The organism is Streptococcus sp. HMSC10A01 (genome assembly GCF_001807785.1).
Classification (GTDB): Bacteria; Bacillota; Bacilli; order Lactobacillales; family Streptococcaceae; genus Streptococcus; species Streptococcus gordonii.
In genome coordinates this window covers 98,341-115,701 of sequence record NZ_KV790980.1, presented here as the reverse complement: position 1 = coordinate 115,701, position 17,361 = coordinate 98,341, and the positions used below count along the sequence as shown (strand labels likewise).

Here is a 17,361-nt window from a genome sequence, read left to right as displayed (position 1 = left end):
AACAACTTCATCAACTGCTGGAGTTGTGATGGTGTTGGATTTCACTACACGACCTGTTTCCTTGCCGTCAGTGTAAGTAACCGTCTCAACGATTGTACGAACACCTTTTTTACCTGGAGTTGTTACATTGCGGACACCTTCTGGAAGGGCTGGATTTGGAACTTCTTTGACTTGGAAATCTACTTCTTCTGTCTTAGTTTCTTCCTTAGTGGTGATGACTGCGCCAGTACCTTCTTCGATGACTTCATCTACAGCTGGTTTAATAACTGTTTCAGACTTTTTCACACGGCCTGTTTCCTTGCCGTCTGTATAAGTGATTGTGTAGACAACTTCCTTTTCACCATTGACACCTTGAACTTTTGTTTTTCTTGTGCCTTTTGGTAAAGCTGAATTTTGCTCAGTTGAAGATCCGTAAAGGATTGGTTCTTTGACTGTAAGGTCCTGTGTTGTAATCTTTGGCTGTGGTTGCGGATCTGGTTGAGGTTGCGGTTGTGGATCTGGTTGAGGTTTTGGTGATTCACCATTTAGAAGGGCTTGAGCTTTTGCTTTTAAAGCTTGATAACGAGCTTCGTACTTGGCAAAACCTTTCTTTCCTTCTTCACTCTTGATCGCATTAACTGCAGTAGTATGAGACGCTTCTAAGTCTCCCAATGCAATTTCCAAACCTTCTCTAGTATCTGAATCGTCTGGATTGAATTCTTTGATTGCTTCTTCAAACTCATCCATTTGATTTTTAAAGTTCGCTGCTGCTTGCGCTTCTGCTGCATCTGGAATTTCCTCATCCTCTCCAGGCACTTCCTCCGCATAGACAGTAGGTACATGTGTCAGCTCAGGATATTTATAAACGGCTACTGCTCCCAAAGCATTAACAGCTAGCACTGAGATTCCTAACTTAATTAACTTTTTTCTATCCATAATGATTTTCCTTTAATCTTTTTCCTAATAATACGATAGTAACCAGAAGAGCATAGCTCTCCTGGACTATCTTACATTAATGCTTTGGTTTTCTTCTCAAAAGAAGTCCCATCAGCACAAGGATCATTCCGATAATCACCTCATTTACCATAGTACCAGAAGTACCTGTTTTTGGCAAGATATTCTTAGGTTTTTCTGGCTCTGGTGTTGGTGCCGGTGGCAAGTCACCCTTAGGCGCTGGTGGCGTATCAGGTGTAGTTGGTGGCGGCGTATTCGGTGTTGTCGGTGGTGTATGTGGTGTTGTCGGCGGTGTATTTGGCTCTGGCGGATAAACGTTTACTGTATTCGTTACTTTCGGTTTATCGTTGAAGGTTACAGTAGCCTTATTCGGAATCTTCGTCTCATTATTCTCTTTATTCAAGTAGCTAGACAAGTCTGCTCCGTCTTTAATAGATGAATAGATGATGACGCGGAAGGTGCTACCCTTCAAGGCTTCCAAAACAGCCTTATCAGTAACTTCTACGGTAACTTTCTGACCTTCTACAGTTACTTTGGCGATTTTCGCAAGAGCTTCATCCGTGATCTCACCCTTGTCATTCACTGTTGTGAATGCTTCGAGAGCTTTTTCGAGTTTCTCTTTGCTCTCTTTCAGTTGTTCAAGGTTCTTATTCAGCTTATCTTGTTCAACTTTTTGTTCTTCAGGTGTTGCGAGGTTACCAGCTTTCGCACCATCTGCTTTCAGTTGTTCCAATTCAGCTTGTGCTGCTTTGAGGCTTTCTTCAAGGGCTGCGACTTCAGCGTTGTTGTCTGCTGGAGCAGGTGTCGCTGTGGCATCGCCTGCGTCAGAATCTGAAGATGGAGCTGGTGTTGCAGGTGTCGCTGCAGCTTTTTCCTTGGCTGCTGCCAATTGTGCTGTTAGCTCTTCTACCTTCTTCTCAGCTTCTGCCAGTTTCTTAGCGAAAGTACCATTTGTCTCTTTGCCTTCGAGCTCTTTCAGGTCGCTTTCTGCTTTTTCAATCTTAGCAGTAATCTTCGCAATGGCTTCTGCGACTTTATTTTCCTCAACCTTAACAGCTACACGGTCCACTTTCAGAACTTTTTCAAGTTCATCTGTTACCGTAAAGCTATTCAATTCAGTCTTCACATCACGGCCTTGAGCATCTTTGATAGGGTTGCCTGATTCATCAACTGGATCAGTTGGCACCTTCGCTGTCACATCAAAGCGGAAGCCTTCCTTGAGTTCTTTCAGACGGTAAGCAGTCGATGGGTTAGATCCATCAGCCGGACCTACTGTCTTAGCTGGTTCGTTTGGTTTTGGTTCCTCAGGTTTTTCTGGGTCCCGTGGACGAACGGTTACTGGGTTAGATTCTTTTGTGCCGTTCTTGCCATTGCTATCCTTGAAGGCAATTGTTGCCTTGTTTGGAACAGTTTGGTTTTCGTAAGCTGATAAGTCACTATCTGCTTTCAGCTTAGCTGGAATGTAAAGTTGGATTTCTTTATAGCCACTGATACGAGCGAAGTCTTTCACTGTTACAGTAACTGTATTGCCTTCCACTTTTGTTTCCACAGCGTCTGTTGCATAACCATCCACGTAAGCTACAGGAGTTCCTGTGATTTCAAGAACTGGTTCCAAAGTATCCGTAACGGTGAACTCTTTGTAGAGGCGGATATCTTTTGGAATTTGTGTGTTGACATTGTACATGTAAGGAACATCACGGTCAACATCTAAGTGATCCAATGTACGGTTAATCTTCTTCGTAACCTCTGGTCCAGGTTGTTTTGGAACTTCGACCGTAACTGGCTTAGTTTCTTTCTTGCTTGCTGGATTATTGTTAATCAAGTAAGAAGCTGTATTTGGTACAGAGTAGCTATTAGCTGTTTCATATGGAGTTAAGTCGGCGTCCGCTTTAATCTTCGCTTTGAAGGTTACTTGGACTTTCTTACCACCATTTGCTTTGACAGTCTCTTCTGGGAAGGTTACTTCCAGAGTTTGGCCATTTTTCGCTACAGCTGCGTCTGCTTTCTTACCACCAAGAGTGACTTGGACATCACCGGCAAATTCAAGAACGTCTTTCAATTCATCGGTAACTGTGAAGCCTGTCGCATCTTGAGGCATAGTTGTATGAATGTTGTATGTGAATTCTTCTGTTCGATCTGCAATTGTTTCAGAAGGTTTTGAATTCACATCTTTTTCAATCGGTGGCTGTTCTGGAGATGGAGGAGTGACAGGTACTACGTTAGAGTCCTTCGTTACAGCTGGTTTGTTAGGGAAGCCAACTGTGTAAGAAGCCTTATTCGGTACTTCTGCCTTGTCTGCTTTCATGTAAGCTGACAAGTTTGCACCCTCTCTGATCTTAGCCTTGAAGTTGAGGACAACTTCTTTACCACCGTTTGCTTTCACCTGATCTTCTGTCAGGGTCAACTTGATGGTTTGACCGTCTGTTGTAATCTGGTCTGCCTTCAAGTCTTCACCTGCTAGAGTCGCAGATGATTCACCCGCAAACTCAAGAACATCTTCCAGCTTATCGCTGATAGAGAAGGCTGTCGCATCTTGCGGTACAGTAGTCTTCACAGTGTAAGTGAAGACATCGTCACGGTTAGCTAATGTTTCAGCTTCTTTACCGTTTACTTCCTTCTTCAGTTCTGGTTCAGTTGGGGTTGGTGGAATGACTGGAACTGGTTTAGAACTTTGTTCTGTTCCTGGGTCATTGTTAAAGTTGTATTTAGCGGTGTTGTAAATCCGTGTCGTACCATCTTTTTCGATGTAGTCTGACAGGTTCGCTCCCGCTTTGATCTTAGCCTTGAAGCTGACATGAACCGCTTTGCCTCCTAGGGCTTTCGCTTCGTCTTCTGTCAGTTTGACTGTGATCTTCTGACCTTTAATGGTAATGTGGCTGGCATCTAGTGGTTGACCATCTACCGTTGCGCTTGCTTGGCCATTTTCACCTGAGAATTCTAAGACTTTCTCAATCGTATCGTAGACTGCGAAGCCTGTAACATCAAGTGGCACAGTTGTGTCGATTGTGTAGGTGAATTCTTCATCACGAGCTCCTAAGTTCGCTGACTCAGCCTCATTGACCTTCTTCTCAATCGGTGGATTTTCCGGACTTGGAGGAGTCACTGGGACAATATTTGAATCTTTATGGAAGTTAGGATCGTTAGGGAAGGCAGCGTTATAAGACGCTTGGTTATTGATGACTGTCTTACCTTTTTCAATGTAGCCTGATAGGTTGGCACCTTGGCGGATTTTAGCCTTGAAGGTCAGAACAACTTCTTTACCGCCATTGTTCTTGACTTGATCTTCTGTCAAAGTCAAGGTGATCTTTTGATCAGCGATAGAGATACGGTCTGCTTCTAAAGCTTCTCCATTAAGAGTAGCACTTCCAGCATCCGCAAACTCTAGAACATCCTTAATAGTGTCATCGATAGAGAAGGCTGTTGCATCAAACGGTACTTTTGTCTTCACTTTATAAGTAAAGATTTCGTCACGGTTAGCAAGAGTCGCTTCTTTTGCATCATTAACAGTCTTTTCAATCTCTGGTTTTTCAGGACTTGGAGGAGTCACTGGAACAATATTTGAATCTTTATGAACTCCAGGATTATCCGGTAAATCTACATTATAAGAAGCTTGGTTATTGATAACAACTTTATCACCAACGACGTAGGCAGCTAGGTTCGCATTTGGACGAATCTTAGCCTTGAAGGTTAACTTAATTTCCTTATCTGCATTGGCTTTCAGTTCTTCTTGGTTCAGTGTAACTGTGATTGTTTGGCCATTGATCGCGATATGATCATCTGACAGTTTCTTACCATCTACAGTCGCTTCTGCCTGACCTTTCTCACCTGAGAAGTCCAAAACATCTTTCAGAGTATCAGTGATGTTGAAGGCTGTTGCCTCATAAGGAATCTTGGTCTTCACATGATAAGTGAATTCTTCATCACGTGCTTCCAAGGTTGCTTCTGCCTTATCATTGACATCTTTTTCAATTGGTGGTTGTTCTGGAGATGGAGGAGTTACTGGTACTTCATTGGAATCCTTATGGAACTTAGGATTATGATCGATGTCATAAGAAGCCTTGTTCGGAATACGGATGCCTTGACCAGGAACTAGGTAATCCAGAAGGTTTGCTCCTTCACGGATTTTAGCTTTGAAGGTTACTTCGATAGACTTACCAGCATTAGCTTTCACTGCTTTTTCTGCAAAGGCCACTGTCAAGGTATTCTTATCAGTAGAAATAGTAGCTTGATCATTGGCAGCCTTGCCGTCAATTTTCACTTCAACATCGCCCTTGTTGCCAGCGAATTCAAGAACGGACTTCAGTTCATCTGTTACGGTGAATTCAGTCGCATTTGTTGGCATCGCTGTATCCAGACTATAAGTGAATTCTTCAAGACGGGTTTGCAGATTGTAACTGTCTGCACCGTTAACCTTCTTCTCAATTTCTGGAGTGTTTGGTGGTGGCGGTGTAACAGTAACTGGGTTAGAGAATTTCTCTGTTTCTGGATTGTCATTGACCACAAAGCTAGCTTTGTTTGGAATCGCTGCTTTATCTCCATTTGGATACTTAGCAACTAATTGGTCAACTGTGTAGCCAGATTTAATCTTAGCATCGAAGGCTACTTGAACAGCCTTGCCTGCATATTTCTTGACTTGATCCTTATCGAAGGTAACTGTCAGTTTTTGGCCTTTCTTCGCAACCGTCACATCTGTCACAGCTTGACCATCAATCGTTACAGTCGCATCTCCATCAAATGTCAAGACTTCTTCCAAGGTATCAGAAAGTACAAACTTATCTGCTACAGTTGGAACTTTTGAATCCACTGTATATTTGAAGGTGCTTGTTAAGCTTGCCAAGTCTTCTTGATCCTTACCATTTACTTTCTTCGTAATTGGTGGAGGAGTCACTTTAACTGGCTCTGTTTCTTTTTCCTTAGACTCGTTATTCTTATTAGTATAAGTAATCTTAGCCGTGTTTGGAATTTCTGGAAGAACAGATTCTTTCTTCACTTTAGCGTGGATGACCAACTCGATTTCTTTATTCGCAAGAGCACTTGCTTTGGCAAAGTCCTTCATCGTTGCTGTAACAGTATTTCCTGAAACAGTAATATCGAAGAATTTCTTGGCTTCTTCAGAAATGCTTGGTTCTGGGTTCACCACTCCAAGATTTTCATCTAGAGTATCGGTGATGACAAATGATTTGTATGTATCAATATCATTTGGCAAAGTAGTCTTAATATTGTAGGTGAAATCTGTTTCAGCAGCAATCGTCGCATTATCTTGATCACCGTTAATCTTCTTAGAAACATTTGGTTCTGTTGGTGGAGTCACCGTTACAGGAATTGTTTCTTTTTCACCTTTATGGTCGTTTTTATCCTTAAAGCTAAATGTCGCTTTGTTTGGAATGTTAGAACGAGTGACACCGTCATTAATTTTCGCTGGGATAACCAGTTCAATTTCTTGACCAGCTAGGGCACTTGCTCCGGCAAAGTTTTTCATTGTTGCCGTTACTTTTTGTCCACTGACAGTCACGTCAAAGAAGTCTGCAGCAGGACCGCTGATAACTGGTTTGTCTGCACCTTCATTAATAACGCTTAACTCATCTTCCAAAGTATCGGTAATCACAAATTCTTTGTAGGATGTGATATCACTTGGAAGTGTAGTCTTAACATTGTACTTGTATGGCTGACCAGTTGCAATATCCAAGTGATCCAAGTTTTCATTGATCTTCTTAGTTACTGGTGGAGGAGTCACCGTTACTGGATTTGACTCAACTTCCTTAGCCACATTGTTTTCATTAGTAAATGAAATCTTAGCCTTGTTTTCAATAGTCTTACCTGTCACACCAGCTTTAACTTTTGCTGGAATAGTCAGTTCGACGAATGAATATTTCGCGAGTTCTGCGAACTTACCTTCTTTAACTGTTGCAGTAACAGTTTGACCATTTGTTTGGATTTCAAAGACGTCTGCCAATGGACCGCTGATGCTTGCTTGTCCATCAAATTCGAGATCGGCATCCAGCTTATCACTAATGACAAATTTCTTGTAGCCTGCTACATCACTTGGCACAGCTGTTGTGATGTTGTAAGTGTATGGTTGACCATCGAAGGTTACCAGACTATCCAAGGTGTTGTTAATCTTCTTAGAAACAGTTGGTTCTTTTGGTTTAGGTGGAGTAACCGTTACTTCTTTCGAAGTTTTCTTCTTATCATTTAGAATAACATCAGCTGTATTCGGAATGTTTACCGCACCATTCTTCTTATATTTAGAAAGGTCAGCTCCCGGACGAATCTTAGCCTTGAAGATCAGTTCGATTTCCTGTACTTCGCTTCCACCACGACGAGAGATCAAACGGTTCAACGAAGTTAATTGAGTCTTATCTAGTGTAATCTCTATTGTTTGACCATTGATTGAAATCGCTTTGGTCAAAGCATTGTAAGACTTGCCTGCTACTGTTACTTTAGCTGAATTTGGTACAATTTCAAGTTCATCTACAACTGTATCTGTCAAGGTGAACTTGTCAGCAATACCTGGCCATGGGGCAGTTACCTTATATTCAAACTCTTCGCCATCTGCTTGTAGACCTTCGTGTTCTTTTTCGTTAACCTTCTTGTCTACTTCTGTATCAAGTGGTGGTTTAACATAAATTGGGTTTGAACGACGAATCGTACTTGCCTTGTCTTTTGTCTTGGCATGGGCATCTTGGTTTGGTGAATCATCTTCTCCATTCCACATGATGTTACCTTGGTTAACTAAACCGTAACCATTGTTATTTTGTAAGATTGCCAAGTAAGCCTTGCTGGCTTGGTTCTTACGGTACTCTTCTTTCAGGCGGACTGTCATTTTCAGTTTCGCCTTCTTCATGATCAGGTAATTATAATCCTTACCTTGCGATGGAACGTCTGCTACAACGACGCTTTGTGAGTTTCCTCCAGCATCTTGTTGTGTTACCACACGAGTCGGCCAGCTTTGTCCATCTGGACCTTGAGCAGAATGACTCACCACTTCCAAGCGGTAGTCAATTGGGTCTGTCAACATAACGTTCTTTTCAAATTCGTAAGGAACGTTATTGAAGTTGTAGTCGACAGTGTAAGTGAACTCTTCGTCTTTCTTGCTTAGTTGTGCAGAATAAGATGGTTTCTTAGTCAACTCTAACGGATCCGGAATGACACCAATATCGTTGCTAGCATCCGCATCTTTCACTGTCTTCGTTGCACTTGGATAACAGTATTCCAGTTTTTGAACTTCTACTGTTTGGTTCCGACCACCGATTTGACGTGTTTCGAAGTCACCTGCTTTAAATTTACCAGTCAATTCTGGAACTGTGATTTCTTCCTTCTCTGGAACATAATTCTCAGGAGGGTCTACTTCGCTATCTTCATCTGTCTCAGGTGCGCGACCTTCCTTACTCAAGTCGTAGTCAAAGCTGTTTTTACCTGGATTGAAGACACTATCTGGAACAGAGATTTTAACCTTGTTACCAGTCTGTGTGATTGTACCACGGATTTCCTTGCTAGGGTCTGTTACTTTCGGAACAATCTTCTTACCATTGATTCGGATAGCATCTACCTTGTAGCCTTCGGTGATATCAAACTCACCAGTGATATCATCTTTAACTAAAGCAGCCGCTACTGATTCCAAAATCTTTTGCGAGAATACATCAATGTTATTTTGCTCATTAACATAGAAGGAAACATTCTTGCCGTTTACAACCTTGTCTGGTGAAGCCATGGATTGAAGTGCGTCGTGGAAGATGGCTTGTACTGAACGGTTGTCCCCAATATTAATCGTATTGCCAAAACCATTCAGATAAGCTGGACCATATTGATAGTATTTCTCAGTGAAGTTATCAACACGTTCCCAGAAACCTACAACCACAGAACCTTCTGAACCAACCGCCGCTTTCAGCTGATTGCCAGCCGCTTTCAATTCATTGGCACGACCAGTAATATCTTGAGCTGCTTCTGGATAGCTATCCACTCCCCAAGCTTTTTGAATAGCATCTGTTCTCGTCCAGCTCTTATCCATAACGACTGTGTTAGTCCCTGGCAGACGATAACCATTGGCTACCCCATCCGTTACTAGGAGGAAGACCGTCTTCCGACCGTTTTCCATATTCCCTTTGACCCGGTTGTACTGAGCGATTGTATCATCAATCGCAGGAACAGTTGGGGTACCGCCATCGACAGCGATATTATCAATAAAGTTATGAACTTTATTTTGATCGCTTGTTAAGCCACTATTTCCATAGGTATAGTTTTTACCAGTTGAATTCGCATCAGTATATACATTCGCAGGGTTACCACTAAAATCATTGTTTTCAAAGTAACGCACCTGATCCAAACCTTGGTAAGAAGCTACGAAAACGCGGTCAGTTGTCCGAGGGTCGTCAGTCTTAACTAGATGAGGATCGTTCTCATCGTATTGTTCTGGACTAACATATGTTGTCAAACGTTTAAGAGCACGTTTTACACTTGGAATAGTTGTTCGGAATGATCCACTGGCATCCTGCAGGATAACCAAGTCAATTGGTTTCCGCGGAACTGTCCAGTCCGTTGCGTCCGTTTTTTCAATCTTACGATAACACCCATTTTGTGTGATCGTTGTATGCTCATCAATCCGTCTCGTCTCAATATTCAGAGGATCATCAGCTCGAACAACTGAGGGTCCTAGATTCAAGACGCTGGATGGCATTGACATCAACAGGACGGTAAATAGTATTAAAACCTTTTTCAAAAAATCTTTCATGCTATTTTAAAGCCTATATAATAGTAGAAACTTTTATATAAGCTCTCCCTTCTCTTTCTTTTATTTAAATCTCTTCTAGCTGTTTTTCAAGCGCTGCTTCATCGTGAAAGTCTGTAATTACTTTCTTGACCTTTTGATTCTTATCGACTAGATAAATCGTGGGGATTGATTGAACATGGAGGATATCCGCCGCTCGCTCATCTGTGTCATAGTAATATGGGAAAGTATAATCTTTTTCACTGATATACTGATCCGCTCTTTCTTTCGTTTCTCTTTTGGAATCAAGCATATCCAACATAACAAAATGAATGTTACCTTTATACTTTTCATATACTTTTTGAATCTCTGGTAACTGTTTTTGACAATCTGGACACCAGCTAGCCCACTCTACTACCAGCATGGGTTTATTATAAAACTCTGCACTCTTCTTTTGATACCCTGCTTGGTCTACCATTTCAAACTCTGGCAACTGCTGTCCTGTCAGCTCATGTTCTACAGCTGAACTACCATCCTTTTGTGTCGATCCTTTGTTATGCCTGTTAGGTCCAGCAATGTAAAACAAAGCAAAGACCGCTACCAGAATGACTCCAACAGTCAAAAAGGGTAGCCACCACTTTTCCTTTAACATATTCCCTCCTAGTTAGATTCCATCTCTATCAAATTTTGACATAAGAGTAAACACTGTACAAATATCCTTCTTTTTTTACTCAAAAAAACCATGAAAAAAGCCGTCATATACAATGCGCCAATTATATAGTTATTATACCAGTTTTGTTTTAGTATATCAACCATTTGATCTGAAATTTATGCAAAATACTTTGAAAGATACACTATTTATTAAAAGGAAAACGATTGCCCAAAAAACTTAAAATTATCAGAATTTTTAAGCCGATTTTCTTTACATTTTTGGAACCTATATTCAAGTCAGTCGAAGGCTATTTTTTAGCCTTTGTCACAAAAAAACACTTGAACACAAAAATAAAAAAGCAGATAGTGATCTGCTTTTGGTTTCTATTATAATTCAGCGATTTGATTCAGGTTTACTTCTGCAATGGTGTCATTTCCAAACATAGAAATAACCATCTTAACTTTATTATTGTCAATCTCAGTAATTTTACCTGTGTAATCTGTAAAGGCTCCGTCAATAATCCGAACGGTATCGCCAACCTTGACATGAATGTCAAATTCTTGAACGGTTTGTCCCATAGAGATCAAAATGTTGCGGATTTCTTCTTCCAAGAGTGGAGTCGGTTTAGAGCGGTTTCCGTGAGATCCGACAAAACCTGTTACGTTAGGAGTATTACGGACAACAAACCAAGCCTCATCGGTCATGACCATTTCTACCAAAACATAACCTGGGAAGCGATTCTCTTCGATTTCCTTGGTCTTGCCATTTTTCTCTACTTGCACTGTCTGAGTAGGGATTTCCACGCGCAAGATATTTTCTAACATATTATATGTCTGAGCCCGTTGCAAGAGATTTTCTTTCACCTTGTTTTCATATCCAGAGTAGGTCTGCAGTACAAACCAGCCTTTATCAAAACTATCCATTTTATTTCCTTTCTTTGTTAGCAATTTTTAGTTTAGAAAATCATAAACTAAAACACTATAAAAAAGCCTAATGGCTTTTTCCGTTTTCTCTAGCTTTATTATATCATAAAAATAGGGAATGCCAAGAAGTTTACTGACAATTTTATCAAAAAAGACTGGGAAATTTCCCAGTCTCTAATCGACTTAAAAGAGATTCAACAAACGAAGCAGTCCGTGAGATACCAATAAGTCAAATAAATAGATAACCACAACAAAGAAGGCTGTATATTCCATAATAGAAATAAAGTCAATCCAGCTTTGCTTCCCTGTTGGCCATGTTGTATCTTTTAAAACTGTAAAAGTGTCCTTAAGAAATTTCACAACTCTCTCCTATCTTGTTTCTTTATGAATAGTGTATTTATTACAATGTTTACAAAACTTGTTTACTTCTAGACGTTTTGGTTTTGGCGTACTACTCAGCTTTATTGAGTAATTTCTCGATCCACAAACCGTACACGCCAGACTTGCTTTTTTTAATGCCATAACGCCTCCATCTTTCCAATTATAGCAGGATTTTTTTCTTTTGACAAGGTCTGGACGTCAATCCTTTGAAGCTTTTTTACTTCATCTAACGAACAGCTATTATTTTCGCTGGTGATTTGGTAAAATAGATGTCATAAAGGAGAAGAAAACGTGAAAACTGATCATTTAAAAGAAAGTAATAATATTGAAGACCGTCGCAATGAAGGGGGATCGGCTAGCTACGGGTCAGGCAATGCTCGACTGGGAAACGGAATATTGCGAATCCTGTTAGCGCCTGGCAGTTTTAAAAGCAAGCTTGTCCTAATACTACTCTTACTTTTCTTAGGGGGTGGTGCTGGTTTGTCTGGCATTTTTGACACAGGGACTTCCCACCACTATGAGTCCACCCAAGTTTCTCAGCAAAACCATACTCAGGTCAATGACAAAGACGCCCAATTTGTCAGCAAGGTCTTAGGGACTACAGAAGTTTTTTGGACTCAAACCTTTGAAAAAGAAGGGAGAACCTATTATAAGCCTAAACTGGTCTTCTATACCGGTCAAACTAGAACTGGTTGTGGGGTCGGCCAGGCCTCTGCGGGACCTTTTTACTGCCCTAACGACCAAAAAATTTACCTGGATATTCGCTTCTACCAAGAGCTGACTACTAAGTATCGGGCAAGTGGTGACTTTGCCATGGCTTACGTTATCGCGCACGAAGTTGGACACCATATCCAAAACCAACTAGGAACACTTCAATCCTACCAGCAAATGGTGAGAGGAAAGTCAGAAAAGGAGAAGAATGCTCTAAATGTTCGTTTGGAACTTCAGGCGGACTACTACGCTGGGGTCTGGGCTCGTTATATTGAACAAGAAAACTTACTAGATGTTGGCGATATTGAGGAAGCACTTAATGCAGCCCATGCAGTCGGAGACGACACCTTGCAAGAACAGGCCTACGGCTATTCTGTACCTGATAGCTTTACACACGGAAGTGCGGAGCAACGTATGCGTTGGTTCAAACGTGGTTACCAATACGGCGATTTTGAACACGGTGACACCTTTAGTGTACCTGAAAAAGACCTTTAGGAAAATCCTAAAGGTCTTTTTATCTGATTGACTTACTGTGACATATACTTCTTGATTGATGAGCGCAAGCTGGAGCCTCAAGAGATAGACTTTTATAACTAATCCATCTATTGAGATAAGAAACTTACCAACCAAACCAGCTCTTAACTGTATCCCAAGCATTTTTAGCTTTACCTGGAATATCTGCCTCTTCGATAGCATTTTTAGCCTGATCGACAATCTCTTTTGCCTTGTCCTGTACACCTTGTAAGAAATCATTGCCACCTTGATTCTCGGTATTTCCAGTGCCATAGGTGTCTACCGGGGCAATACCGTTTTGAGCATAGGTATTCTTTTCAGAGAATTTGGTTCCTTCCGTGTATGGCAGGACACTATTGGCTACATTTCGGAAAATCACAGAAGCTTCGTTGGCACTGGTTCCTGTCAGGTAGTGGTTTTCATCTGTCTTTGGAAATCCTAGCCACTGACTGATAACAACATCAGGTGTATAGCCGATGACCCACTGGTCTCCTGATAAGTCAGGGTTGAAGTCTGTCTCAGTCGTCCCTGTCTTACCTGCCATCGTATAATTATATGGTGCTGCGTAGATTCCTGTTCCGTTTGAGAAGGTTCCTAACATCATACTGGTCATCTTTTTCGCAGTCGATTGATTGAGGACTCGAGTGGAGCTAGACTTGTGGGTCTTAACGATTTGACCACTAGCGTTTTCAATCTTAGTGATCAAGTGGGCATCATGCATGACACCATCATTCGCAAAAGCGGAGTAGGCCTGAGCCATTTGGAGAGGATTGGTATTCACACCTGCTCCCAATGCTACACTGAGATTTTGCTCAACCTTTTTCATATTCAAACCAAACTTTTGACCATATTCAAAAGCTTTCTCTATACCCAACTCTTTAACTGTTGCTACCGCTGGGATATTCAGAGAATCCGCCAAAGCCTGATACATAGGCACTGTCGGGCTAGTTTGAATGCCACCATAGTTATTGACCGTATAAGATCCATAGGTCGTCGTAGTATTGTCTAACTCTTTATCGGTCGACCAACCAGCTGCGATTGCTGGGCTATATACAACCAGTGGTTTAATGGTCGAACCTGGACTACGAGCTGACTGGGTTGCATAGTTAAAGGAACGGAAACCGGCCGCCTGGCTGTTGACTCGACCGACCAGGGCTCTCACCCCTCCAGTCTTGGGATCCAAGGCCACACTTCCCGATTCTGCCCGTGTTCCATCTGCTTCTGAAACAGGGAAGAGACTCTCGTTACTGTAAATAACCTGCATACTGGCCTGGTAGTTTTGATCCAACTCAGTATAGATGCGATAGCCATTTTTAATGATATCTTCCTCTTTTAGACCATAGTCATGAATGGCTTCGTTAATAACAGCATCAAAATAGGATGGATAGCGATAATCTTCGGATTTTCCAGCATAGGCATCCACCAACTGGCTACCAAGACCGTTCGCTGCTGCTTGATCAGCTGTTGCTTTGTCAATATAGCCGGCTGCAACCATATTATTCAGAACTGTATCCCGGCGATTGGTCGCATTTTCAACTGAGTACAAGGGATTGTATATCTCTGGCCCCTTGAGCATACCGGCCAGTGTAGCTGCTTGATCGAGAGACAGTTGGCTAGCTGATACTCCAAAGTATTTCTTGCTGGCATCCTCTACTCCCCAGACACCATTACCAAAGTAAGAATTGTTCAGATACATGGTCAGAATCTGATCTTTACTGTATTTTTTGGTTAATTCTAGAGCTAGGAAAAACTCCTTGGCCTTCCGCTCAATGGTCTGGTCCTGAGAAAGGTATGCATTTTTGGCCAACTGCTGAGTGATGGTCGAGCCACCGCCCGATCGGCCTGCTGTCAAAATTGCTAAGAAGAAACGGCCATAATTGATTCCGCTATTTTTGTAGAAGGAGCGGTCTTCGGTCGCAATGACAGCGTTCTGCAAGTCCTTACTGATCTGGTCCAATTCGACATAGGTCCCTTTTTGACCTGTCAAACTACCCGCTTCTTGACCATCTTTATCATAGATCATCGTAGTCGCCTTCAAGGCATTTTGCAAGTCGTTGACATTGGTGGTCTTGGCTACATAAAAGAGATAGCCTCCCGTCACCAGCCCAAATCCTAGACCTAAAATCAAGATAATCTTGGTCAAATGGTATCTACGCCAAAAACGTCGGAAGGGACCTTGCCCTTTTGAAGATGTTCGCTTAGCTGAGCGACCTGATCGAGACAGACGTGGTTCAGCACTTGTATCTGTCTCCTCCGCAGACTCAGCCGGTGAATCTTCTTTCTTAAAATGTTGAATTAAGGTTTCAAAAATATCATTTAGCTTTTTCATAACCCTTATTTTATCACCTTCCCAGAGAGTATACAAGAAAGTGCTGTTCCATAGGGCCTTCCTTTTAGATTTTTTTAAGAAATAGCAGAGCTTCTACCTTGTTTTTGATCTTAACTTTCAAAGTTCTGCTCTTTTTGTTAAAATAAAGGCATGCAATTTAACTTTCGAATCCCTGAAAAAATGCCAACTATGAGCATAAAAGAACTACTGGAAGACTATTTCCTCATTCCCAGAAAAATTCGCCATTTCCTTCGGACAAAAAAGCATGTCTTGGTCAATAATCAAACTGTCAACTGGCAAAGCAAGATTCAGGCAGGCGATCTCTTGTCGCTGACCTTTGATGAAGAAGATTACCCAGCAAAAGCCATCCTTATGGGCCAGCCGGAACTTGTCCAGGAACTCTACCAAGACCAGCATCTCATCATCGTCAACAAACCTGAAGGCATGAAAACTCACGCCAATGAGCCGACCGAATTGGCTCTGCTCAATCATGTATCTGCCTATGTAGGTGAGACCTGCTATGTGGTTCACAGGCTTGATAAGGAGACCAGTGGCGCTGTTCTCTTTGCTAAAAACCCCTTTGTCTTGCCTATACTCAATCGTCTGCTGGAAAACAAGGATATCCAGCGAGAATACTGGGCTTTAGTAGATGGAAAATTCCCCGTCAAAAACAGGGTTTTTAAGGACAAAATCGGTCGGGACCGCCATGATTGGAGAAAACGGCTGGTTGACAACAAACATGGCCAATACGCCGAAACTCACGTGACGCGACTAAAAAGTTTTGGAAAAGAAACTCTTGTCAAATGCCAACTCAAAACTGGCCGCACCCATCAGATCCGCGTCCACCTATCCCACCATGGTTTTCCCTTGGTCGGTGATCCTCTGTATCATCCACAACCCCATGGGCGTCTCATGCTTCATGCCCACCGACTGAGCTTTGTCCATCCCTTTACTTTAGAAAAAATCAGCCTTGAAGCCCCATCTAAAAGTTTTGAAGAAGGGCTAGAAAAGCTGAAAGCATAAGAAGATACTACTAGTAAACTCAAATCCACTCGGACTAAACCTCCAGCCATCATAACCAAGCACACAGAGTCCTTCACTCCTTTCGCCTTAATAGATGCAAGAAAAAAGCAACAGAAAAATTTGTTGCTCTTTCTTTGGTGTCAGAAAGCGATTCTATCTCCTATCTTGCCTTACTAAGCTGGAAGCAGGCTGATAATTCTGGGTCTGACGACTTTCTGAAAGGCCATGCTCAGTAGATATGACAGCAAGAGAATGATAAAGAAGCCAAAACTATATATGCCATTCCGGGGCATTAATTGCCTAAAGATGAAGATGATGAACGGATGAATAATATAAATCATAGTGGCATATCGCTTGGCGATATTGTTCAAAATCGGAACATCAATATTGGTCCCATTTCTGATCGCATAGAGGAAAATCGCACTAGATGATAAAAGAGTGCTGGGGTAAAGGTCGTGCTCTGTCCCCATAAAACAGTATTCAAGCAGAATCAAACCTATTATTCCCAAGCTAATAGCCCATTTCCTGACAGACGATAAGTCGTAGGCTAAAATACGTTCCCGATGCTTGGCGAACTGCATCCCCATAATGAAAAAGGGAAGGCCCATAAACAGGAAATTTCGATAGTATAGGGTACTGTTGGTATTGAACTCGATACAAAAGGCCAGAGCTAGCAGAATCAGAGACACTCCAAAGGTGGTCAGGCGGTGGAAATACTTATAAAAAAAGAGATAAAGCCCGTAAATATAGGAAATAGCCAACAAATACCAAGTCGGGGTAGCAGTAGGACCAATCAAATCTCTAGGACTGTTAAAAAAGAAGAAATTGGCAAAATCTGACTGGTCTATAGTTGCCATCTTTTCCGCCAGCTCTCCCGACAGTACTAAGTCAATAAAATGCACAATCGAGTAAAATATCAGACTAGCGATTGTCAAAAGCAACATTTGCTTGAGGCGATACTTGACCTTTTCCCTAGAAATATTAAAGGAAAAATAGCCTGACAACATCATGAAAAAGGGCACTGCAAAACGGGCCACAATCTGATAAAAAACACCAAATTCCCCTGGTAACAAAAAGTGCAGAGAAACGATACTGAAACAGGCTAGGGCCTTAACAGCATGCAAAGTTGTATTTTCTGTCTTCATGCAGACATTATAGCACGTTCAATGTTACAATCTGTCAAGACCAGATG

10 protein-coding genes are annotated in these 17,361 nt (G+C 41.8%); 2 read left to right on the top strand and 8 right to left on the bottom strand.

The features are described 5' to 3' along the window. The 6 genes from HMPREF3108_RS07160 to rpmG form a co-directional block, all read right to left on the bottom strand. The coding region (locus HMPREF3108_RS07160; RefSeq protein WP_176744525.1) for a G5 domain-containing protein at window positions 1–915 on the bottom strand (915 nt) is incomplete at its 3' end. Between the two features lie 76 nt (window positions 916–991). Next, entirely contained in the window at window positions 992–9,661 is an 8,670-nt protein-coding gene (locus HMPREF3108_RS07155; protein WP_070494088.1) for an isopeptide-forming domain-containing fimbrial protein, read from the bottom strand. A gap of 64 nt (window positions 9,662–9,725) precedes the next feature. After that, the gene (locus HMPREF3108_RS07150; RefSeq protein ID WP_048779228.1) at window positions 9,726–10,289 is read right to left on the bottom strand and encodes a TlpA family protein disulfide reductase; all 564 of its coding nucleotides are present in this window, start codon (window positions 10,287–10,289) and stop codon (window positions 9,726–9,728) included. A 386-nt stretch (window positions 10,290–10,675) separates the two neighbouring features. Continuing rightward, complete coding sequence (gene nusG, locus HMPREF3108_RS07145) at window positions 10,676–11,212, bottom strand: transcription termination/antitermination protein NusG (RefSeq protein WP_008809929.1); 537 nt, start codon at window positions 11,210–11,212, stop codon at window positions 10,676–10,678. A gap of 183 nt (window positions 11,213–11,395) precedes the next feature. Next, window positions 11,396–11,572, bottom strand: coding sequence for a preprotein translocase subunit SecE (gene secE, locus HMPREF3108_RS07140; protein ID WP_008809930.1), 177 nt, complete (start codon window positions 11,570–11,572; stop codon window positions 11,396–11,398). A gap of 9 nt (window positions 11,573–11,581) precedes the next feature. After that, window positions 11,582–11,734, bottom strand: a complete 153-nt coding sequence (gene rpmG, locus HMPREF3108_RS10510) for a 50S ribosomal protein L33 (protein ID WP_008809931.1) — start codon at window positions 11,732–11,734, stop codon at window positions 11,582–11,584. A 150-nt stretch (window positions 11,735–11,884) separates the two neighbouring features. Between rpmG and HMPREF3108_RS07135 the strand changes: the two genes are divergently transcribed. Beyond that, window positions 11,885–12,799, top strand: a complete 915-nt coding sequence (locus HMPREF3108_RS07135) for a KPN_02809 family neutral zinc metallopeptidase (RefSeq protein WP_070494086.1) — start codon at window positions 11,885–11,887, stop codon at window positions 12,797–12,799. A 124-nt stretch (window positions 12,800–12,923) separates the two neighbouring features. Here the strand turns inward: HMPREF3108_RS07135 and pbp2a are convergent, their stop codons facing one another. Next, window positions 12,924–15,146 carry a penicillin-binding protein PBP2A gene (gene pbp2a, locus HMPREF3108_RS07130; RefSeq protein ID WP_045634789.1) on the bottom strand — a complete coding sequence of 741 codons (2,223 nt, stop codon included), beginning with the start codon at window positions 15,144–15,146 and terminating at the stop codon, window positions 12,924–12,926. Between the two features lie 150 nt (window positions 15,147–15,296). On the opposite strand from pbp2a, the gene HMPREF3108_RS07125 reads away from it, so the two are divergent. Beyond that, window positions 15,297–16,169, top strand: a complete 873-nt coding sequence (locus tag HMPREF3108_RS07125; RefSeq protein WP_061593925.1) for an RluA family pseudouridine synthase — start codon at window positions 15,297–15,299, stop codon at window positions 16,167–16,169. A gap of 173 nt (window positions 16,170–16,342) precedes the next feature. On the opposite strand, the gene HMPREF3108_RS07120 is transcribed toward HMPREF3108_RS07125, so the two are convergent. Beyond that, window positions 16,343–17,314: an acyltransferase family protein gene (locus tag HMPREF3108_RS07120; RefSeq protein WP_061593924.1), complete on the bottom strand. Its 972-nt coding sequence runs from the start codon at window positions 17,312–17,314 to the stop codon at window positions 16,343–16,345. Window positions 17,315–17,361: the final 47 nt, after the last annotated feature.